Origin of the sequence: Pseudomonas sp. P1.31 (assembly GCF_001269815.1) — a bacterium.
Classification (GTDB): domain Bacteria; phylum Pseudomonadota; class Gammaproteobacteria; order Pseudomonadales; family Pseudomonadaceae; genus Aquipseudomonas; species Aquipseudomonas rustica.
This window is the reverse complement of the sequence record NZ_LHVN01000012.1, coordinates 1-21,300: the sequence shown is the minus strand read 5'-3', so window position 1 is coordinate 21,300 and position 21,300 is coordinate 1. Positions and strand designations below refer to the sequence as shown.

General features: G+C 59.3%; 17 protein-coding genes. 9 read left to right on the top strand and 8 right to left on the bottom strand.

Translation table 11 applies throughout. The features are described 5' to 3' along the window. Nucleotides 1–130 precede the first annotated feature (130 nt). The 8 genes from AD669_RS08620 (at nt 131) to cobA (ending at nt 11,811) form a co-directional block, all read left to right on the top strand. The gene (locus AD669_RS08620; RefSeq protein ID WP_053118730.1) at nt 131–1,342 is read left to right on the top strand and encodes a CmpA/NrtA family ABC transporter substrate-binding protein; all 1,212 of its coding nucleotides are present in this window, start codon (nt 131–133) and stop codon (nt 1,340–1,342) included. Between the two features lie 14 nt (nt 1,343–1,356). Continuing rightward, nucleotides 1,357–1,932, top strand: a complete 576-nt coding sequence (locus tag AD669_RS08615) for an ANTAR domain-containing response regulator (protein ID WP_007916390.1) — start codon at nt 1,357–1,359, stop codon at nt 1,930–1,932. 306 nt (nt 1,933–2,238) lie between these two features. Beyond that, entirely contained in the window at nt 2,239–3,450 is a 1,212-nt protein-coding gene (locus tag AD669_RS08610) for a NarK/NasA family nitrate transporter (protein ID WP_053118728.1), read from the top strand. Nucleotides 3,451–3,457: 7 nt separating this feature from the next. Beyond that, nucleotides 3,458–5,128 carry a bifunctional protein-serine/threonine kinase/phosphatase gene (locus AD669_RS08605; RefSeq protein ID WP_053118726.1) on the top strand — a complete coding sequence of 557 codons (1,671 nt, stop codon included), beginning with the start codon at nt 3,458–3,460 and terminating at the stop codon, nt 5,126–5,128. A gap of 419 nt (nt 5,129–5,547) precedes the next feature. Further along, entirely contained in the window at nt 5,548–8,001 is a 2,454-nt protein-coding gene (gene nirB, locus AD669_RS08600) for a nitrite reductase large subunit NirB (protein ID WP_053118723.1), read from the top strand. Then, complete coding sequence (gene nirD, locus AD669_RS08595) at nt 7,998–8,315, top strand: nitrite reductase small subunit NirD (protein ID WP_053118721.1); 318 nt, start codon at nt 7,998–8,000, stop codon at nt 8,313–8,315. Before nirB ends, nirD begins: the two co-directional genes overlap by 4 nt. Then, nucleotides 8,315–11,029, top strand: coding sequence for a nitrate reductase (locus tag AD669_RS08590; protein ID WP_053118719.1), 2,715 nt, complete (start codon nt 8,315–8,317; stop codon nt 11,027–11,029). Before nirD ends, AD669_RS08590 begins: the two co-directional genes overlap by 1 nt. A gap of 14 nt (nt 11,030–11,043) precedes the next feature. After that, nucleotides 11,044–11,811 (top strand): uroporphyrinogen-III C-methyltransferase, encoded by a 768-nt coding sequence (cobA, locus tag AD669_RS08585; RefSeq protein WP_053118718.1) that lies wholly within the window; start codon nt 11,044–11,046, stop codon nt 11,809–11,811. 96 nt (nt 11,812–11,907) lie between these two features. Here cobA and AD669_RS08580 read toward each other — a convergent pair whose 3' ends face one another. The 8 genes from AD669_RS08580 to ppsA form a co-directional block, all read right to left on the bottom strand. Further along, entirely contained in the window at nt 11,908–12,942 is a 1,035-nt protein-coding gene (locus tag AD669_RS08580; protein ID WP_053118716.1) for an OmpA family protein, read from the bottom strand. A 107-nt stretch (nt 12,943–13,049) separates the two neighbouring features. After that, a complete protein-coding gene (gene sigX / locus AD669_RS08575) occupies nt 13,050–13,640 on the bottom strand; it encodes an RNA polymerase sigma factor SigX (RefSeq protein ID WP_053118714.1) in 591 nt (196 codons plus the stop codon). Between the two features lie 90 nt (nt 13,641–13,730). Next, on the bottom strand, nt 13,731–14,555 hold the full coding sequence (locus AD669_RS08570) for a mechanosensitive ion channel domain-containing protein (RefSeq protein WP_007916401.1): 825 nt from the start codon (nt 14,553–14,555) through the stop codon (nt 13,731–13,733). A gap of 2 nt (nt 14,556–14,557) precedes the next feature. Continuing rightward, complete coding sequence (locus AD669_RS08565) at nt 14,558–14,806, bottom strand: hypothetical protein (protein ID WP_053118712.1); 249 nt, start codon at nt 14,804–14,806, stop codon at nt 14,558–14,560. Nucleotides 14,807–14,869: 63 nt separating this feature from the next. Continuing rightward, a complete protein-coding gene (locus tag AD669_RS08560; protein ID WP_053118710.1) occupies nt 14,870–15,865 on the bottom strand; it encodes a zinc transporter ZntB in 996 nt (331 codons plus the stop codon). A 21-nt stretch (nt 15,866–15,886) separates the two neighbouring features. Further along, on the bottom strand, nt 15,887–16,378 hold the full coding sequence (rraA, locus tag AD669_RS08555) for a ribonuclease E activity regulator RraA (RefSeq protein WP_053118708.1): 492 nt from the start codon (nt 16,376–16,378) through the stop codon (nt 15,887–15,889). A 226-nt stretch (nt 16,379–16,604) separates the two neighbouring features. Next, complete coding sequence (locus tag AD669_RS08550; protein WP_053118706.1) at nt 16,605–17,594, bottom strand: alpha/beta fold hydrolase; 990 nt, start codon at nt 17,592–17,594, stop codon at nt 16,605–16,607. Between the two features lie 187 nt (nt 17,595–17,781). Then, nucleotides 17,782–20,157 carry a phosphoenolpyruvate synthase gene (gene ppsA, locus AD669_RS08545; protein ID WP_053118704.1) on the bottom strand — a complete coding sequence of 792 codons (2,376 nt, stop codon included), beginning with the start codon at nt 20,155–20,157 and terminating at the stop codon, nt 17,782–17,784. Between the two features lie 174 nt (nt 20,158–20,331). Between ppsA and AD669_RS08540 the strand changes: the two genes are divergently transcribed. Beyond that, on the top strand, nt 20,332–21,150 hold the full coding sequence (locus tag AD669_RS08540; RefSeq protein WP_053118702.1) for a pyruvate, water dikinase regulatory protein: 819 nt from the start codon (nt 20,332–20,334) through the stop codon (nt 21,148–21,150). Nucleotides 21,151–21,300 lie beyond the last annotated feature (150 nt).

The window sequence follows — 21,300 nt, the reverse complement described above, 5'->3', positions numbered from 1 at the left end:
GGCATATGCCTTGCACCGCCATCGTTATCAGCTTGCAGGCCAATGGCGGCGTGCGGGCAAGGCAATGGCGTCGTCCCGGGTTTTGCCTGCGCAAAGTCCGCGGCGGCGTTTTTTTTCGAGGTAGCGTTGGATGAATGAACCTTCGGTAGGGCCGCTGGCCTGGGTCAACGGCAGCGATGCTCCGGAAAAGAGTGCAATCAACCTCGGCTTCATGGCCCTGAGCGATTGCGCCTCGGTGGTGGTCGCGGCCACGCAAGGCTTTGCTCAGCCTTACGGATTGACCCTGAACCTCAAGCGCCAGACCTCCTGGGCAGGATTGCGCGACAAACTGGTCAGCGGCGAACTCGATGCCGCGCACAGTTTGTACGGGCTGATTTACGCGGTGCACCTGGGCATCGGCGGTGTCGCGCCGACCGACATGGCCGTGCTGATGGGCCTCAATCAGAACGGTCAGAGCCTGAATCTTTCGCACGGTTTGCAGAACCTCGGCGTGACCAGTCCTGACGCGCTGGATCGCCACGTGCACCAAAGCCGCGCAAAACTCACCTTCGCCCAGACCTTCCCCACCGGCACCCACGCGATGTGGCTTTATTACTGGCTGGCGAGCCAGGGCATTCATCCGCTGCAGGATGTCGACAGCGTGGTGGTGCCGCCACCGCAAATGGTCGCGCACTTGCAGGCCGGGCGCATCGACGGTTTTTGCGTCGGCGAACCGTGGGCCGCCAGCGCGGTGCAGCAGGATCTCGGCTTCACCCTCGCCACCAGCCAGACCATCTGGCCCGATCACCCGGAAAAAATCCTCGGCTGCACCCGCGAATTCGTCGAGCAATACCCGAACACCGCACGCGCGTTGGTGATGGCAATCCTTGAAGCCAGCCGTTTCATCGAAGAGAGCCCGGAAAACCGCCGCAGCACCGCGCAATTACTCAGCGCGCCGGAATACCTCGATGCGCCAGTGGCGTGCATCGAACCGCGTTTTCTCGGTGATTACGCCGATGGCCTCGGCAACCGCTGGCAGGATCCGCATGCGCTGCGTTTCCACGGCCATGGCGAGGTGAATTTGCCGTACTTGTCCGACGGTATGTGGTTCATGACCCAGTTCCGTCGTTGGGGTTTGCTGCGCGAGGATCCGGATTACCTGGCCGTCGCCCGTCAGGTTCAGCAGCTCGATCTGTATCGCGACGCTGCCACCGCAGTCGGCGTCGCCGCGTGGGGCACCGACATGCGCAGCAGCCAGTTGCTCGACGGCAAAATCTGGGACGGCAGCGACCCGGCCGCTTATGCGCGCAGCTTCAAACTGCACGCCATGAGCGACGACTCAGCCCTTCTCGCCCGCCGCTGACAGGAGACGCGAACATGTTGCGCATTCTGCTGATCAACGACACCGCGAAAAAAGTCGGACGTCTGAAAGCGGCGCTGACCGAAGCCGGTTTTGAAGTTATCGACGAATCCGGCCTGACCATCGACCTGCCCGCGCGCGTCGAAACGGTGCGCCCGGACGTGATCCTGATCGATACCGAGTCACCGAGCCGCGATGTTATGGAACAAGTGGTGCTGGTCAGCCGCGACCAGCCACGGCCGATCGTGATGTTTACCGACGAGCATGATCCGGGAGTGATGCGTCAGGCGATCAAATCCGGGGTCAGTGCCTACATCGTCGAAGGCATTCACGCCCAGCGGTTGCAGCCGATTCTCGATGTGGCGATGGCAAGATTTGAGAGTGATCAGGCGTTGCGCGCGCAGTTGCAGGCACGGGATCAGCAATTGGCTGAGCGCAAGCGGATTGAACTGGCCAAGGGTTTGTTGATGAAGATGAAGGATTGCAATGAGGAAGAGGCGTACACGCTGATGCGGCGCCAGGCGATGAGCCGGCAGCAGAAGCTGATTCAAGTGGCCGAACAAATCATAGCCATGAGTGAGTTGCTCGGCTGAATCAAGATCAAAGGATCGCAGCCTTCGGCAGCTCCTACAGGAGACTGCATTCCCCCGTAGGAGCTGCCGAAGGCTGCGATCTTTTGATCCTTGGCACAAATCTCGCTAAGCATTCCCTCAGGTAACCAACGGCGGTTGCCCCACCCACGACAAAGACGTCGCTCACCCGTTCGCCCCACCCGGCGCAGCAGGTAGCGGCGTTTTTGCGTTTTGGCCCCACAGCTCGGGGCCGGTGGTGCGGCCGTGGCGGCGCCCCACCTGCTGTTGCATGACTCCTTTCGAGACTCTTTTCAGCTGAGGTGCGCAATGAATTCAAGCTTCTGGAAATCCGGCCACACCCCGACATTGTTCGCGGCCTTCCTCTATTTCGACCTGAGCTTCATGGTCTGGTACCTGCTCGGCCCTTTGGCGGTGCAGATCGCCGCCGACCTGCACCTGACCACACAACAACGCGGCCTCGTCGTCGCCACGCCGATCCTTGCTGGTGCCGTTCTGCGCTTCATCATGGGCATGCTCGCCGATCGACTGTCGCCGAAAACCGCCGGGCTGATTGGCCAGGTCATCGTCATTTGCGCACTGTTCGGCGCCTGGAAAATCGGCATCCACAGTTACGAACAAGCGCTGATCCTCGGCCTGTTCCTCGGCATGGCCGGCGCTTCGTTTGCCGTCGCCCTGCCGCTGGCCTCGCAATGGTACCCGCCGCAGCATCAAGGCAAAGCCATGGGCATTGCTGGCGCGGGCAACTCCGGCACCGTGTTCGCCGCGCTGCTCGCCCCGGTGCTGGCCGCCGCTTACGGCTGGAGCAATGTTTTCGGCTTCGCCCTGATCCCGCTGATCCTGACGCTGGTGCTGTTCGCCTGGCTGGCGAAAAACGCGCCGGAACGGCCAAAAGCCAAAGCCATGACCGACTACTTCAAAGCCCTCGGCGACCGCGACAGTTGGTGGTTCATGTTCTTCTACAGCGTCACCTTCGGCGGCTTTATCGGCTTGGCCAGCGCCCTGCCCGGCTATTTCAACGATCAATACGGTTTGAGCCCGGTGACCGCCGGTTACTACACCGCCGCTTGCGTGTTCGGCGGTAGTTTGATGCGCCCATTGGGTGGCGCGCTGGCTGACCGTTTCGGCGGCATTCGCACTCTGTTGGCGATGTACACCGTCGCTGCGATCTGCATCGCTGCCGTTGGCTTCAACCTGCCAAGTTCCTACGCGGCACTCGCGCTTTTCGTCTGCACCATGCTCGGTTTGGGGGCAGGCAACGGTGCGGTTTTCCAACTGGTGCCGCAGCGTTTTCGTCTGGAAATCGGCGTAATGACCGGGCTGATCGGCATGGCCGGCGGCATTGGCGGTTTCGCCTTGGCGGCGGGCATGGGTGCGATCAAGCAGAGCACCGGCAGCTATCAACTGGCGCTGTGGTTGTTCGCCAGCCTTGGCGTGTTGGCGTGGTTTGGCCTGCACGGCGTCAAGCGTCGCTGGAGAACCACATGGGGTTCGGCAGCGGTGACGGCGGCGCGGGTCTGAGGCGTCGATGGCCTTGCAACTGAGTTTCGCCGAAGCCAGCGCCACCGGGCCGCGCACGGAGAATCAGGACGCTGTGCGCCTGGTCACGCCGGCCCCGGCGCTGGCGGCGAGCAAGGGTTACCTGTTCGCCATCGCCGACGGCGTCAGCCAATGCGCCGATGGCGGCCTCGCCGCGCGTTCAACCTTGCAGGCCTTGGCGCTCGACTATTACGCCACCCCGGAAACCTGGAGCGTGGCGCAGGCCCTCGACCGCTTGCTGCTCGCACAAAATCGCTGGTTGCAGGCCAATGGCGGTGGGCAGCCGTTACTCACCACCGTCAGTGCTTTGGTCATGCGCGGTCGGCGCTTTACCCTCGCCCATGTAGGAGATTGCCGGGTATACCGCTGGCACGCAGACACGTTGCAGCGCATCAGCGAAGATCACGTCTGGGAGCAGCCGGGCATGCAGCATGTGCTCAAGCGTGCGCTCGGGCTGGATCAACATTTGGTGCTGGATTTTCTCGACGGTGAATTGCGTGATGACGAAAGCTTTTTACTGCTCAGTGATGGCGTCTGGTCAACCCTGGGCGATACCGCGATTGCGGCGATCCTGCGTGATCAGCCGGATCTGCACAGCGCGGCGCAAACATTGGTCAATGCCGCGCATCTGGCCGGCAGTCAAGACAACGCCAGCGCTTTGCTGGTGCGGGTCGATGCGGTTGGCGAGGCGAGTTTTGGCGATGCACTGATGCATTTGCAGCAATGGCCACTGCCGCCGCCGCTGAAACCCGGTCAGTCGTTTGAAGGCTGGCAGGTGCAAGGCATCGTCGCGCAGAGCCAGCAATCGTTGCTGTATCGCGCGCTGGATAGCCAAGGTCAAACGTGGCTGTTGAAAACCCTGCCCACACGTTCCCCTGATGATTCCTGTGCCGGGCAAGCGCTGTTGTCCGAGGAATGGTTTCTGAAACGTGTGGCCGGACGGCATTTTCCTGAAGTCCATGCGTGCACTCAGCGTCAGCATTTGTACTACGTAATGCGGGAATATTCCGGCAAGACGCTGGCGCAGGTTTTTCAAAAAAACGGGGCGTTACCGTTGGCGCAGTGGCAAGACATTGCCGAACGCCTGCTGCGTGCAGTCGGGCTGCTGCATCGGCGGCAGATTCTGCATCGGGACATCAAACCGGAGAATCTGCATTGGGGGGATGACGGTGAACTGCGGCTGCTGGATTTTGGCCTGGCGTATTGCCCGGGACTGTCCGAAGACGCACCGTCGACGTTGCCGGGGACGCCGAGTTATATCGCCCCGGAAGGCTTTCGCGGTGATCCGCCGAGTGCGCAGCAGGACTTGTACGCGGTGGGCGTGACCTTGTATTTCCTGCTTACGGGGCATTTTCCTTACGGCGAGATAGAAGCGTTTCAGCGGCCGCGTTTTGGACTGGCGGTGAGCGCCGGGCGTTATCGACCGGATCTGCCGGAATGGCTGGCGCAGAGTCTGGAGCGCGGTGTGGCGGCTGATCCGCAGCAACGCTTTGAAACAGCGGAAGAATGGTTGTTGGTGTTGGAACAGGGCGAGCGGCGCAGTTTGAGCGTGCGGCCTCGGCCTATGTTGGAGCGTGAGCCGCTGAAGGTGTGGCGGACGATGGCGATCGTGGCTCTGCTGGGGAATCTGGTGCTGCTGGTTTTGTTGTTTCACAGTTGAACCGCGCCGCGCCATTCGCGAGCAAGCTCGCTCCCACAGGGATCTGTGTCGTTCACAAATCCCTGTGGGAGCGAGCTTGCTCGCGAAGGTGCCCGCCCAATCACCACAAATTCAACTGCCTGAACGCCCCACGAACGATCAACCCGCTTCGATACAGTGCATAAAACCCGATATGAGCGCTGACGGAACCCAATGAATTCGCGCTTCCCGTAGTTGGCACAACCACTGCATTACCCCACCCAACACACACATAAAGCCCAACCTTCAACGACGAAGGCTGCGCTTCCCGAGAGAACGGGACCAGGACAAAGGCGTCCTCGCTAGGCAACTAGCGGGACGCCTTTTTTTGTTTGCGCAAAATTTCTCGAGCACGGCCTGACTGCCCACAAGAGGCCAGCCGCAGCTCCCCGGAGAACCTGATGAAAAAACTCAAACTGGTGATGATCGGCAATGGCATGGCCGGGGTTCGAACCCTCGAAGAGCTGCTCAAACTGAGCAATGAGCTGTACGACATCACCGTCTTCGGCGCCGAACCGCACACCAACTACAACCGCATCCTGCTCTCGCCGGTGCTGGCCGGTGAGCAGACCTTCGAAGAGATCGTCCTCAACGACCTCGACTGGTACCTGGAAAACCACATCAAGTTGCTGCTCAACCGCAAAGTGGTGGAGATCGACCGGGTCAAACGCCGAGTGATCGCCGACGACGGCACCGAGGCCGAGTACGATCGCCTGCTGATCGCCACCGGCTCGACGCCGTTCATTTTGCCGATCCCGGGCAACACCCTGCACGGCGTGATCGGTTACCGCGACATCGCCGATACCCAGGCGATGATCAACACGGCAAAAACCCACAAACACGCGGTCGTCATCGGTGGCGGTTTGCTCGGTCTCGAAGCCGCCAACGGCCTGATGCTGCGCGGCATGCACGTCACCGTGGTGCACATCGGTGAGTGGCTGCTGGAACGGCAACTGGACCAAACCAGCGGCCAGTTGCTGCAAAGCGCCCTCGAATCCCGTGGCCTGAACTTCCGTCTGTGCGAACAAACCCACGCCCTGCACGACGCGGGCAACGGTCGGGTCGGCTCGGTGCAATTCAAGAACGGCGACATTATTCCCGCCGATCTGGTGGTGATGGCTGCGGGCATTCGTCCCAACACCGAACTCGCGGAAAAGGCCGGCATCCCGTGCAATCGCGGGATCCTGGTCAACGACACCCTGCAAACCTACGACCCGCGCATCTACGCGATCGGCGAGTGCGCCAGCCATCGCGGCATCGCTTACGGCCTGGTTGCGCCGCTGTTCGAACAGGCCAAGGTCTGCGCCAACCACCTCGCACAACTGGGGTTCGCCCGTTATCAGGGCTCGGTGACTTCGACCAAATTGAAAGTCACCGGCATCGACCTGTTTTCCGCCGGCGACTTCATGGGCGGCGAAGGCACGGAAACCATCACCCTCTCCGACCCGATCGGCGGCGTGTACAAAAAACTGGTGATCAAGGATGACGTGCTGGTCGGCGCGTGTCTGTACGGCGATACGGCAGATGGCGGTTGGTATTTCCGACAGATTCGTGAGAATCACGCCATCGGCGAGATCCGCGACCACCTTATGTTTGGCGAAAATGCTTTGGGCGACGTAGGACATCAGGGCCAGGACAAAGCCATGGTCATGGCCGACACCGCCGAAGTCTGCGGCTGCAACGGCGTGTGCAAAGGCACCATCGTCAAAGCGATTCAGGAACACGGCCTGTTCAGCGTCGATGAAGTGAAGAAACACACCAAAGCCGCCAGCTCCTGCGGCTCCTGCGCCGGACTGGTCGAGCAGATCCTGATCAACACCGTCGGCGGCGCGGCCGACGTCAAACCGAAAAGCGAAAAAGCCATCTGCGGTTGCAGCGACCTCAACCACGGACAGATCCGCCAGGCCATTCGCGAAGAACATCTGCTGACCATCGCCGGCACCATGAGCTACCTCAACTGGCGCACGCCGAACGGCTGCGCCACCTGCCGCCCGGCACTCAACTATTACCTGATTTCCACCTGGCCCGGCGAAGCCAAGGACGATCCGCAATCGCGTCTGATCAACGAACGTGCGCACGCCAACATCCAGAAGGACGGCACCTATTCGGTGGTGCCACGGATGTGGGGCGGCGTGACCAATCCTGCGGAATTGCGGCGGATAGCCGACGTCGCCGACAAGTACAACGTGCCGATGGTCAAGGTCACCGGCGGGCAGCGCATCGATTTGCTCGGCATCAAAAAGCAGGACTTGCCCGGTGTCTGGAAGGATCTCGACATGCCGTCCGGCCATGCCTACGGCAAATCCATTCGCACGGTGAAGACCTGCGTCGGCAGTGAGTTTTGCCGTTTCGGCACACAAAACTCGACACAGTTGGGCATCGAGCTTGAGCACGACCTGTTCAACATGTGGTCGCCGCACAAAGTGAAACTGGCTGTCTCCGGATGCCCACGCAACTGCTCGGAAGCGGGGATCAAGGACGTAGGAATTATCGGCGTGGATTCCGGATGGGAGATGTACATCGGTGGCAACGGCGGGATCAAAACCGAGGTCGCCGAATTCTTCGTCAAGCTGAAAACCGCCGAAGAAGTCCGCGAATACAACGGTGCCTTCCTGCAGTTGTATCGCGAAGAAGCCTTCTACCTCGAACGCACCGTGCACTACCTGCAACGGGTCGGCATGGAGCACATCAAGAAAGCTGTGCTGGAAGACCCGGAACGCCGCAAAGCCCTGAACGAGCGCCTGCAATTCTCCCTGTCGTTCGAACAGGATCCGTGGAAAGAACGTTTGGCCCAGCCGCAATTGAAGAAAGAATTCGACGTGATCCCGGTGAAAAATCTGGAGGTGCCAGCATGAACTGGCTCGATATCTGTGCCCTTGAAGAAATCAACGCCCTCGGTTCGCGGATCATTGCCGGGCCGAAAGGTGACATCGCGATTTTTCGCACAAGCGACGACGAAGTTTTCGCCCTCGACGACCGCTGCCCGCACAAGGGCGGACCACTCTCGCAGGGCCTGATCTACGGCAAACGCGTCGCCTGCCCGCTGCACAACTGGCAGATCGACCTTGAATCCGGCGAAGCTCAGGCGCCGGACATCGGCTGCGCGCACCATCACCCGGCGCGGGTCGAGAACGGTCGTGTGCAGTTGGCTCTGCGGGACGCCATCTGATGAGCCGCCAGACGACCGCCTCGACCTGCTGTTATTGCGGGGTCGGCTGCGGCGTGCTGATCGAGCATGACGGCGAGCGCATCCTCGGCGTCAGCGGCGATCCGGCGCATCCGGCCAACTTCGGCAAACTGTGCAGCAAAGGCTCGACGCTGCACCTCACCGGCGACCTCGCGGCCCGTGCCCTGTATCCAGAATTACGCCTGGGCAAAGGTCTGGCGCGCAGCCGCACCGATTGGGACACGGCGCTGGAACACGCTGCCAATGTCTTTGCCGAGACCATCGCCGAACACGGCCCGGACAGTGTCGGGTTCTACATCTCCGGGCAATTGCTCACCGAGGATTACTACGCCTTCAACAAACTGGCGCGGGCCTTGGTTGGCACCAACAACATCGACAGCAATTCGCGGCTGTGCATGTCTTCAGCAGTGGTCGGCTACAAGCGCAGCCTCGGCGCCGATGCGCCGCCGTGCAGTTATGAGGATCTGGAGCTTAGCGATTGCGTGATGATCGTCGGCAGTAACATGGCCTACGCCCATCCGGTACTTTTCCGTCGACTGGAAGAGGCGAAAACCCTGCGTCCACAGATGAAAGTCATCGTCATCGATCCACGGCGCACCGACACCTGCGACCTCGCGGATCTGCACCTGGCGATTCTGCCGGGCACCGATGTCGCTTTATTCCATGGGATTTTGCACCTGTTGTTGTGGGAAGACTGGATCGACCGCGACTTCATCAAGGCACACACCGATGGCCTGGCCGAACTGAAAAGTCTGGTGCGCGATTACACCCCGCAAATGGTTTCGCAACTGTGCGGGATCGGTGTCGAGCAATTGCAGCAATGTGCGGAATGGGTCGGCACGTCGCCGAGTTTTCTGTCGTTATGGTGCATGGGTCTGAACCAGTCCACCGCCGGTAGCGCAAAAAACAGTGCACTGATCAATCTGCACCTGGCCACCGGGCAAATCGGCCGTCCCGGTGCAGGGCCTTTCTCTCTGACCGGTCAGCCGAATGCCATGGGCGGACGGGAAACCGGCAGCCTGTCCAATCTGTTGCCGGGCCATCGTGATGCCGCCAACCCTGAGCACCGCGCCGAAGTGGCGGCTTACTGGGGCGTGGATCAATTGCCAGACAGCACCGGCCTCAGCGCTATCGAACTGTTCGAGCAGGTGCGCAACGGCAAGATCAAAGCACTGTGGATCGCTTGTACCAACCCTGCGCAATCCATGCCCGATCAAAGCTCGGTGCGTGCAGCGCTTGAAGCCTGCCCATTCGTGGTGTTGCAGGAAGCTTTTCGCACCACCGAGACGGCGGCTTTCGCCGACCTGCTGTTGCCGGCCGCCAGTTGGGGCGAGAAGGAAGGTTCGGTCACCAACTCCGAACGGCGCATTTCCCACGTACGCAAAGCCATTCACCCACCCGGTGAAGCACGACCGGACTGGGCGATTACGGTGGATTTCGCACAGCGTCTGGAGAAACGTCTGCGCCCACAAGCATCGAGCCTGTTTGCCTTCACACAGCCTGCGCAGTTGTTCGATGAGTTCAAAGGGCTGACCCGCGGCCGCGATCTGGATTTATCCGGAATCAGCCATGCCTTGATCGACCAGATCGGCCCGCAACAATGGCCCTTCCCCGTCGGCGCGCAGCAAGGCACGGCGCGTCTGTACGTCGACGGTATTTTTCCTACGGCAAATGGTCGAGCGCAGTTCATCGCCGACCCGTATCGCGCCGCCAAGGAACAACGAGATGCACGCTTCCCCCTGACGCTGATCACCGGGCGCCTGCGCGATCAGTGGCACGGCATGAGCCGTACCGGCACGGCAGCGCAGTTGTTCGGTCATGTCAGCGAAGCAGTGTTGAGTTTGCACCCCGACGAATTGCGTCGGCATCGCTTGCAGCCGGGTGATCTGGTCAATCTGAAAAGTCGGCGTGGCGCGATCATCGTCGCGGTCGGCAGCGATGACAGTGTGCGTCCGGGCCAGGCCTTTCTGCCGATGCACTGGGGCGATCGTTTTCTCAAGGGCGGCGTCAACAGCCTGACCTTGCCGGCGTTCGATCCTTTGTCGAAACAACCGGAACTGAAACACAGCGGCGTGCGCCTGGAAGCGGTGAATCTGCCGTGGCAACTGTTCGCACTCATCGAAGGCAATGTTCAACAGCATTTCGAGACGCTACGACCACTCTGTGAGGCGTTTTCCTACGTGAGTCTCAGCCTTGTCGGACGTGAACGATCGGCGTTGCTGATACGCGCTGCCAGCAGCGAAGCACCGGATCCACAGTTGCTGGGTGAAATCGACCGCTGCCTGTCGCTGATCGATGGCCCGGTGCTGGCCTATGACGACCCACGCCGCGCGATCGGCAAACGCGTGCGCATCGAGAATGGCCGGATCACCGCAATTCGTCTGGCCGGCGAAACCCTCGCCCAGCATTGGCTGCAAGGCCTGTGGCTGGAAGGTCGCGCCGACGAGCAACTGCGTCGCTGGTTGCTCGCACCAATGAGCGCGCCGCCGGGCAGCGCTGGAGTGCAAGGCGCTGCGGATAAAACCCTGTGCAACTGCAAAAACGTCAGCCTCGACGCCGTGTGCACCGGCATCCGCCAAGGTCTCGATCTGCAAGGTTTGAAAAATCAACTGGGGTGCGGCACGCAATGCGGTTCCTGCGTCCCGGAAATAAAACGTCTGCTGGCTGCCAATGTGCAGCCGGTCGCGGTCATCTGATGAGGAAAGATTCCATGAATGCAAAAGTCTGGCTGGTGGGCGCTGGCCCCGGCGATCCTGAATTGCTGACCCTCAAAGCCGTGCGCGCGTTACGCGAAGCCGATGTGGTGCTGATCGATGATCTGGTCAATGACGCGGTGCTGGAACACTGCCCGGACGCGCGGATTATCGCTGTGGGAAAACGCGGCGGCTGCCGTTCCACGCCGCAGGCCTTTATCCATCGCTTGATGCTGCGGTATGCCCGTCACGGCAAATGCGTGGTGCGGCTCAAGGGCGGCGATCCGTGCATTTTCGGCCGTGGTGGCGAAGAAGCGCAGTGGCTGCGTGAGCGTGGCGTTGAGGTGGAATTGGTTAACGGCATCACCGCCGGGCTGGCGGGCGCAACGCAGTGCGACATCCCGCTGACACTGCGCGGTGTCGCGCGCGGCGTGACGCTGGTGACAGCGCACACGCAAGATGACAGCGAGTTGAACTGGCAGGCGCTGGCGCAGGGCGGCACGACGCTGGTGGTGTACATGGGCGTGGCCAAGCTCGACGAGATTCGTGATCAGCTATTGGCCGGAGGAATGGCAGCGGATACGCCGGTGGCGATGATCGAAAACGCTTCACTGCCTCATCAACGTGAATGCCGGAGTGTTCTGACGGCAATGAGCGAAGCGGCCTACAGATTTCAATTGAAGAGCCCTGCGATACTGGTCATCGGCGCAGTGGCTGGGTACGCGGAGGATCAAAAGATCGCAGCCTGCGGCAGCTCCTACATTGAGTCTGCATGCGCCCTGTAGGAGCTGCCGAAGGCTGCGATCTTTAAAACCTGAAACTCAAATCGCAGACAAAGAAAAGCCCGGCCTAAGCCGGGCTTTCCTCAGAGCGGCAGCTAATTACTTAGCTTGAGCTTCAACCTGCGCTTCTACGCGACGGTTTACAGCGCGGCCAGCGTCAGTTTTGTTGTCAGCAACTGGGCGGGATTCGCCGTAGCCAACAGACTGAACGCGGGACGATTCAACACCGTACTGGTTGGTCAGAACTTGCTTAACGGCGTTTGCACGACGCTCGGACAGTTTCTGGTTGTAAGCGTCAGGACCGACGGAGTCAGTGTGACCTTCAACAGTAGTGGTGGTGGATGGGTACTGCTTCATGAAGTCAGCCAGGTTCTTGATGTCGCCGTAGCTGTTGGTTTTAACAACAGATTTGTCGAAATCGAACTTAACGTCCAGCTCAACACGAACAACTTCAGCAACTGCTGGGCAGCCGTCAGCGTCAACAGTTACGTTGGCTGGGGTGTCCGGGCACTTGTCAACGTTGTCGCAAACGCCATCGTTGTCGCTGTCGGAGCAAACTTCAGCTGGTGCTGGAACTGGAGCAGCAGCAGGCTTGGAGCCGCCACCGAAGTTCACACCGATACCGACGCTTGGAGCCCACTCGGTGTCGCCTTTGTCGATGTTGTACTGAGCTTCAACGCCAGCACGGGCGTAGAAGTTGTCAGTGAAGTACAGCTTGGCGCCGCCACCAACGTTAGCGAAGGTCGAACGGTCACGGCTGTTCGAACCGTTCTGGTCGATGCTCTGGTCGGAGAAACCGGCCGAGACGTATGGACGCAGCATGTCGCCTGGGTTGTTGAAGTGGTACAGAGCGTCCAGAGCGGTGTTAGCGCCTTTAACGTTCTTGCCGTCGTCGGAACGCACGTTGTGCACTTCGTCGTAGCCCAGACGCAGTTCAACGTCGTCGGTCAGGAAGTAACCGATCGAACCGCCGAACAGGTTGCCGTTGTTCTTGAAGTTACGAGCGCTGTCGAATTGTTCTTTCTTAGCGAAGCCTTCGATTTCAACTGCGCCTTGGCCTTGTGCCAGAGCGCCGAACGAAGTGGCAGCAATAAGAGAACCAATGGCCAAGCCCAAGGTGTTTTTCAGTTTCATCCGTTAAATCCCCATCTGGTGATTGTGAAGCAGTCCCGCAAACCGGGGGACAACTCGGCGGCAAGTCTATCAGAACTTGCCTACACGTAAGAGATATTTGCGCTGAACTAAGTTTCAGCAATGCCTGCAAATTTCTCACGCAATTTATCTAGAGCACGTTTGTAACGCATTTTTGTCGCACTCAAACCCATGTGCATTATGTCTGCGATCTCCTGAAATTCCAGTTCTGCGACAAATCGTAGCACCAGAATTTCACGGTCAATCGGGTTCACATACACCAGCCAGCGATCGAGTCCGCCCTTCTCCTCGGGTTTTGGCATCTTTTCTTCAGACGCTTCTTCCAGGGGGTCAAGACTCAAAGCATCCATCAAGCGACGCTTTCGCCGTTCCTTCCGATACTGCGTGATGCATTCGTTGTAAGTGATGCTATATAGCCATGTCTTGAACTTCGATTTCCCCTCGAAGTTCTTCAGGCCATACAGCACCTTCAGCATCACTTCCTGACAGACATCGTCTGCGTCGCGATCGTTCCCAAGATATCTCGCACAGACGTTAAATAATGTTCGCTGGTAACGCCGCATCAGTTCTTCATAAGCGCGCGTCACGTGAAAAAGCTCGGTGTGCGAGCGCGCGACCAACTCCTCATCAGAGAGCTCGCGGGGGTCGTAGCGCGTGGATAGCGTTTGGGCTTTATTCAAAACAAGTCGTGCCGACAGTCAGGTCAATGTCCGCCGCAGCCAGCATCAGCTGGCATTTAGCGGCGGCATACATTAGCAGGGTTTGCCGGATTAGCGGCTACTCACATGCTGTTCCAGCAGGATCCGATTGGAAAGAGAGACTAGCTCACCCTCATCGGTCAGCAATGTGGTTTTAACCGTGCCGATCTCTTCGATCTGCCCTTCGACCTCGCCAACACGCACTTGTTGCCCAACCTGATACAACTCACGCACATAGATTCCCGCAAGAATCTGACCGGCAATTTCCCGGCTTCCCAAACCCATGGCCAGCGCAACCGCCAGACCAACGGTAATCAACACAATGACAATCACATGGTTCAGCAGGTCGGTCTTGACCTCAAGCTGACTGATCGCCACCGAGATGCTGATAATGATCACCAGCCCCTGCGCAATCCGCCCCAGCCCCGAAGCGTAGTCGAGGCCTACGCCTTCTGCCGCCCCGCGCACCAGGCCATTGGCCAATTGTGCGAGCAAAACACCGACCAGCAACACCAGCGCGGCACCGAACACCTTTGGCAAATACAGCGCCAGCATGTCCAGCGTAGCTGAAACTCGCTCAAGTCCAAGGGATTCTGCTGCAGAAACCAAAAATATCAGCAGAACGAACCAGTAAACGATTTTTCCGATCAGGGTCGAGATCGGTACTTGCAGGCCGGCACGCGACATCAACTTGGTCAGACCGGTGCCTCCCATCAGGCGATCGAGGCCGAGTTTGGCCAGCAGTTTGGACAACAAGGTGTCGAGCAGTTTGGCCACGACGAAACCCAACAGCAGCACCACCAGTGCGCCGAACAGGTTCGGAATGAAGTTAGCGACTTTGGTCCACAACGCAGTCATTGCAGTGACGAGGCTCTGAGTCCAGAGATCAAGTTCCATATTCAATCAGCCTTATCAGCAGTGCGAGCGGTAGGTTTACGAAGACGGGAAACCGGCGAGACATGCGCCGATCCATTATTCAGGGCGATCATCAGCGCGGGCAGCCAGCGGCCCAGCAGGCTGAAAAGATCACCGGCACCGACCTGGCGGTTGGCGGTTTTGAGTACGCGGCCCAAGCACGCATCGTCGTCACGACCGGACGGTGAGGCGTTGAGCATGTCGCGCAAAGACTGTTCAAACGGATCGTGCATACGCACCTCTCGTGATGTCTGTGAAAGACGCGGGCAGATTTGGTCGGGTCACATGTTGCATGGTCACACCCAGCGCAATCGGCGGAACAACCACCACTGACCGAAGGCCAGGGCGAGCACCGTCAAACAGGCAATCAGGAAGCCATAAGGGCTGCTGGAGAACGGAATTCCGCCGACATTGATACCCAGCAGACCGGTGATAAAACTCATCGGCAAAAAGATGCAGGTGATGATGCCGAAGCGGTACATCGTGCGATTCATGCGCTCGCTCAAACGCCGGTCTTCAGCCTCCAGCACCAGCCCCACGCGCTCCCGGGTCAATTCGAGCTCTTCGAGATATCGCGTCAGGCTGTTGTTCAATTCGTTCCAGTAGTCGGCATCATCTTCGACAAACCACGGCAGTTTTATCCGCGTGAGCTGTCCGAAAATATCCCGCTGCGGTGCAAGAAAACGCTTCAGTCCGGCAGCCCTGCGCCGGATGTGCAAAATCGCTCCGTGCTCGGGGGTATACCGTTCGTCGGCATCCATCTTTTCTTCTTCCTCATCGGCGATTTCCGAGAGGCAAGTGACCAGATCCTGCACCTTGTTGGTGAGGAATTGCGCCAGATAAAGGATGAGTTCAGAAGCGGTTTTCGGGCCTTTGCCGTCCGCCAATTGCGCCAGCAACTCATCCGTGGCACGCAGTGGACGCAAACGCAGGGAAATAACGCGCTGAGCTGAGGCGAAAATCCGCACCGAAACCATGTCTTCCGGTTCGGCACCCGGATTGAGGTTGACCCCGCGCAAGAACAGCAGCAGCTCGGAATCCGGCAGTGGCAACAAACGCGGCCGGGTGTTTTCTTCCAGCAGCAGGTCGCAGGTGAATTCGTTGAGACCGCTGGATTTGCGCAACCAGGTCTGGGTTTGCGGATGGCTGCGATCCCAATGCAGCCACAGACTTTCATGCGCCTGCAGCTGCAAATCGTCGAGCTCAGTCCGGGCTATCGAACGCGCGCCGCCTTTACCGTCCAGCACGAGGGCATGCACCAGCCCCCATTGCGCGTTTTCTTCCTCGAACATCCGCATCCCTTTGTCGAAGCCTTATTCAGGCATTTGCAGCGGGCTCGGCGAGATGATCACGCCGTTGTTGTCCGCATAAATGTAGTGGCCCGGGTGGAACGTCACACCGGCGAAAGTCACCGGGACGTTGAGGTCGCCGAGGCCACGTTTTTCGGTTTTCATCGGGTGGCTGGCCAGCGCCTGCACGCCCAGATCGGTCTGCGCAATGACGTCGACGTCACGGATGCAACCGTAGATCACCAGCCCTTCCCAACCGTTCTTCGCGGCTTTCTCGGCGATCATGTCACCGAGCAATGCCCGGCGCAGCGAACCGCCGCCATCCACGACCAATACTTTACCGTTGCCCTTGAGCTCGGCTTGTTCCTTGACCAGCGAGTTGTCTTCGAAACATTTGATGGTCACGATTTCGCCGCCGAACGAATCACGGCCACCGAAATTGCTGAACATCGGTTCCAGCACCTGCACCAGCTCCGGATAGGCGTCACACAGGTCAGGCGTAAGGTAATGGTTCATCGAAAAACTCCTGTAAAAAGGAAGACGATCAAGGATGACGCACGCTATAGAGACGAGTTCCGGCGGCCGCTGTTTACCTTAGTCCATGCCATGGTCGCTGACTGAACCTGAACATACGCTGAAACGTAATAGCTAAACAGCCGCTAAAAATGACCAGAACCGCACAATGCGTCATATCTTAGCCGCAAGCCGGCCTGAACGAAATGCCCTTTTCAGAGCCTCTGATTCAGACCGCAGCGGCCAGATCCGCCTTCTCGCCGAGCAACGGCGTCTGTTGATCCTTCAACCAACGCGCCACCAGCGGCCACACTTCAGCTTGCGCGGCTTTGCTCACCAACATTTCGACATGGCCGAAATTGTCGTTGAAACCCTGCTCGCGACCGAGATTGATGAATTGTTTGTGCTCGGAGCCGAGCTGCTCGAACAGCTTGCGACACGCCCACGCCGGATCCTGATGATCACCAGCGGCTGTCACCGCGAGCACCGGCACCTGAACCTCGGCCAAGCCTGCCCACCAATCCTTGTCCTTGTCGCCAAAGCGGCCGAACAAGCCATACCAGCGCATGCTCTCGATGGCCAGACCGATCGGCTCGTCTTCCGGGCCGCGCTTGAGGCGTGAGCCGGACAACTGCGCGAAACGCTTGAGAATAAAGCGTCCGCTCCACTCCACCGGCGGGATTTTCAGCGGCCAATACGTGCGACTGACCTGCGTGCCGAAAAACGCCGCAGAGGCAACTGCCGGCTCGCCGAGGTATTCACCCCCGAGCGCAGCGGCCAAGGTGATGCCGCCGAGCGAATGGCCGATCCAGTGCGGAATCTGACCGCTCTGCTCACGCACGAACGCGGCAATCGCCGGCAGATCGTATTTGGCATAGTCGGAAACGCGATTGCGTCGGTATTCCTCATTGCGCTGCGACAGGCCGTGGCCGCGCATCTCTGGAATCCACACATCGAAACCCAGCCGCGTCAGATACGCGCCGAGTCCCAGGCCCTTCGGTGAAAACCAGAAGCGCCGATTGGAAAAGCTGCCGTGCAACAGAATCACCGGCACGCCACGGGGCGCCGTGTCGTCGGCCATGCCCAAACGGGTGACGGCGATCTCCACGGACCAGTCCGGGCTGTTGCCGGGTTTCAAACGATAAACATCTTCGCTCAGATCGCCGCGCCGCTCGGCGCTGATCAGGGCGACAGGAAATAGGTTGCTGCTGCTTTGCATAATGCTCTTGCACAAAAAAGGGCGGCATCTACAGGAGCCCGCCCTACTTCAATCTCAAAGCCCTGCCCTTTGTAGGAGTGAGCCTGCTCGCGATTGCGGTGTATCCGTCGACATCGTTGTTGAATGTCAGTCCGTCTTCGCGAGCAAGCTCGGCTCCTACAAGGGGAGCGGGCCGCTTACATACTCATTAAGCCTGCGCCTGGCCTTCGGCCAGGAAGAACCAGGTTTCCAGCACGGAGTCCGGGTTCAGCGACACGCTTTCGATGCCCTGCTCCATCAGCCATTTGGCCAGATCCGGGTGGTCGGACGGGCCCTGACCGCAGATACCGATGTACTTGCCGGCCTTGTTGCACGCGGCAATCGCGTTGGCCAGCAGCTTTTTCACCGCCGGATTACGCTCGTCGAACAGGTGCGCGATGATGCCCGAGTCGCGATCCAGACCCAGCGTCAGCTGAGTGAGGTCGTTGGAGCCGATCGAGAAGCCGTCGAAGAATTCGAGGAATTCTTCAGCGAGGATCGCGTTGGATGGCAGTTCACACATCATGATGATGCGCAGACCGTTTTCACCGCGCTTCAAGCCGTTTTCAGCCAGCAGATCGACGACCTGGCTCGCTTCACCGAGGGTACGGACGAACGGCACCATGATTTCGACGTTGGTCAGGCCCATCTCGTTGCGCACACGTTTCAGCGCACGGCATTCGAGTTCGAAGCAATCGCGGAACGATTCGCTGATGTAACGCGACGCGCCACGGAAGCCCAGCATCGGGTTTTCTTCTTCCGGCTCGTAGAGCTTGCCGCCGATCAGGTTGGCGTATTCGTTGGACTTGAAGTCCGACAGGCGCACGATGACTTTTTTCGGCGTGAACGCTGCAGCGAGGGTGCTGATGCCTTCGACCAGTTTGTCGACGTAGAAGCCAACCGGATCGTCGTAACCGGCGATGCGCTTGTCGACGCTTTCTTTGATTTCCTGCGGCAGACCGTCGTAGTTCAACAGCGCTTTCGGGTGCACGCCGATCATGCGGTTGATGATGAACTCCAGACGGGCCAGGCCCACACCGGCGTTCGGCAGTTGCGCGAAGTCGAAGGCGCGATCCGGGTTGCCGACGTTCATCATGATTTTGAACGGCAGCTCCGGCATGGCATCCACGGAGTTTTTCTTGATGTCGAAGCCCAGTTCGCCTTCGAAGATGTAACCGGTGTCGCCTTCGGCGCACGAAACGGTCACGCCCTGGCCATCCTTCAGCAGTTGGGTGGCGTTGCCACAACCAACCACTGCCGGAATGCCCAGCTCACGGGCAATGATCGCCGCGTGGCAAGTACGGCCGCCACGGTTGGTGACGATGGCGCTGGCGCGCTTCATTACCGGTTCCCAGTCCGGGTCGGTCATGTCGGAAACCAGCACGTCACCCGGCTGGACTTTGTCCATTTCGGAAACGTCTTTGATGATGCGCACTTTACCGGCGCCGATGCGCTGGCCGATGGCGCGACCTTCAACCAGCACGGTGCCGGTTTCTTTCAACAGGTAACGTTCCATGACGTTGGCCTGAGTGCGGCTTTTCACGGTTTCCGGACGGGCCTGCACGATGTACAGCTTGCCGTCGTCACCGTCCTTGGCCCACTCGATGTCCATCGGGCACTGGTAGTGCTTTTCGATGATCATCGCTTGCTTGGCCAGTTCGCTGACTTCAGCGTCGGACAGGCAGAAACGCGCGCGATCCGCCTTGTCGACGTCGATGGTCTTGACCGAACGACCGGCCTTGGCCTCGTCGCCGTAGATCATCTTGATCGCTTTGCTGCCCAGGTTGCGACGCAGGATCGCCGGACGACCGGCTTCCAGCGTGCCCTTGTGGACATAGAATTCGTCCGGGTTCACCGCGCCTTGTACGACGGTTTCGCCCAGGCCGTAGGCACCGGTGATGAACACGACGTCACGGAAACCGGATTCGGTGTCGAGGGTGAACATCACGCCGGCAGTACCGGTTTCCGAACGCACCATGCGCTGCACGCCAGCCGACAGGGCGACCAGTTTGTGGTCGAAGCCCTGGTGCACGCGGTAGGAAATCGCACGGTCGTTGAACAGCGACGCGAACACCTCTTTGGCGGCGCGGATAACGTTTTCCACACCACGGATGTTCAGGAAGGTTTCCTGCTGACCGGCGAACGAAGCGTCCGGCAAGTCTTCGGCGGTGGCGGAAGAACGCACGGCCACGGCCACATCAGGGTTGCCAGCCGACAGCGCGGCGAACGCGGTGCGGATTTCGGCATTCAGTTTTTCAGGGAATTCGGCTTCCATGATCCATTGACGGATCTGTGCGCCGGTTTTGGCCAGGGCGTTGACGTCGTCGACGTCGAGCGCGTCGAGGGCCGCGTGGATCTGGTCGTTGAGGCCGCTCAGTTCGAGGAAATCACGATAGGCCTGAGCCGTCGTGGCGAAGCCGCCGGGGACCGAAACACCGGCGCCTGCCAGGTTACTGATCATCTCGCCCAGGGATGCGTTCTTGCCCCCCACATGCTCAACATCGTGTTTGCCGAGCTTATCGAGGGAAACTACGTACTCTACCAAGGTGATCTCTCCACTAACTGTGTTGGAAAAGCTCAGAAACCGGCTGCTCGGGGGAGCGTTGGCCGGTTGTATGGCCTGGACCTGGAAAATAAGTGAGAATGCTGGCCACTGGCGGCCAACAAATCGCGCCTATCATATCCAGAAATGCTCATTAGCTTAAGGCCCAAGGTGCAAATGAAACGATCTGCTTTCTTTATCTCCGATGGCACCGGCATCACAGCCGAAACCCTGGGTCAAAGCCTTCTGGCGCAGTTCGAAAACATTACCTTCAGCAAATTCACGCGACCGTACATCGACAGCGTTGAAAAAGCGCGGGCCATGGTACAACAAATCAACAAAGCCGCTGACACCGACGGCTTTCGCCCGATCATCTTTGACACCATCGTCAATCAGGACATTCGTGAGATTCTCGCGACGTCCAATGGTTTCATGATCGATATTTTCTCGACCTTCCTCGCCCCGCTTGAGCAGGAACTGACCGAGCATTCTTCCTATACCGTCGGTAAGTCGCATTCGATCGGCCACAACTCCAATTACATGGAGCGTATCGAGGCGGTGAACTTCGCCCTCGACAACGACGACGGTGCGCGCACGCACTATTACGACAAAGCCGACCTGATACTAGTGGGCGTGTCGCGCTGCGGTAAGACACCGACGTGTCTGTACATGGCCATGCAGTTTGGCATCCGCGCGGCCAATTACCCGCTGACCGAAGACGACATGGAGCGCTTGACCCTGCCCGCCGCCCTGCGCGCGCACCAGCACAAGCTGTTTGGCCTGACCATCGACCCGGATCGCCTCACCGCGATCCGCAACGAGCGCAAGCCCAACAGCCGCTATTCGAGTTATGCGCAGTGCGAATTTGAAGTGCGCGAAGTGGAGAACCTGTTCCGCCGCGAGAACATTCCGCACATCAATTCGACGCATTTTTCGGTGGAAGAGATTTCGGCGAAGATTCTGGTGGAGAAAGGCGTGGAGCGGCGGTTCAAGTAACCCCACACGTCACCTGTAGGAGCTGCCGCAGGCTGCGATCTTTTGATCTTGTTTTTAAACATCAACGTCAAAAGATCGCAGCCTGCGGCAGCTCCTACAGTGGGATGTATTGTGTGAGAGATTGGGCAAGAGCCTCAAACCCACTGAGCA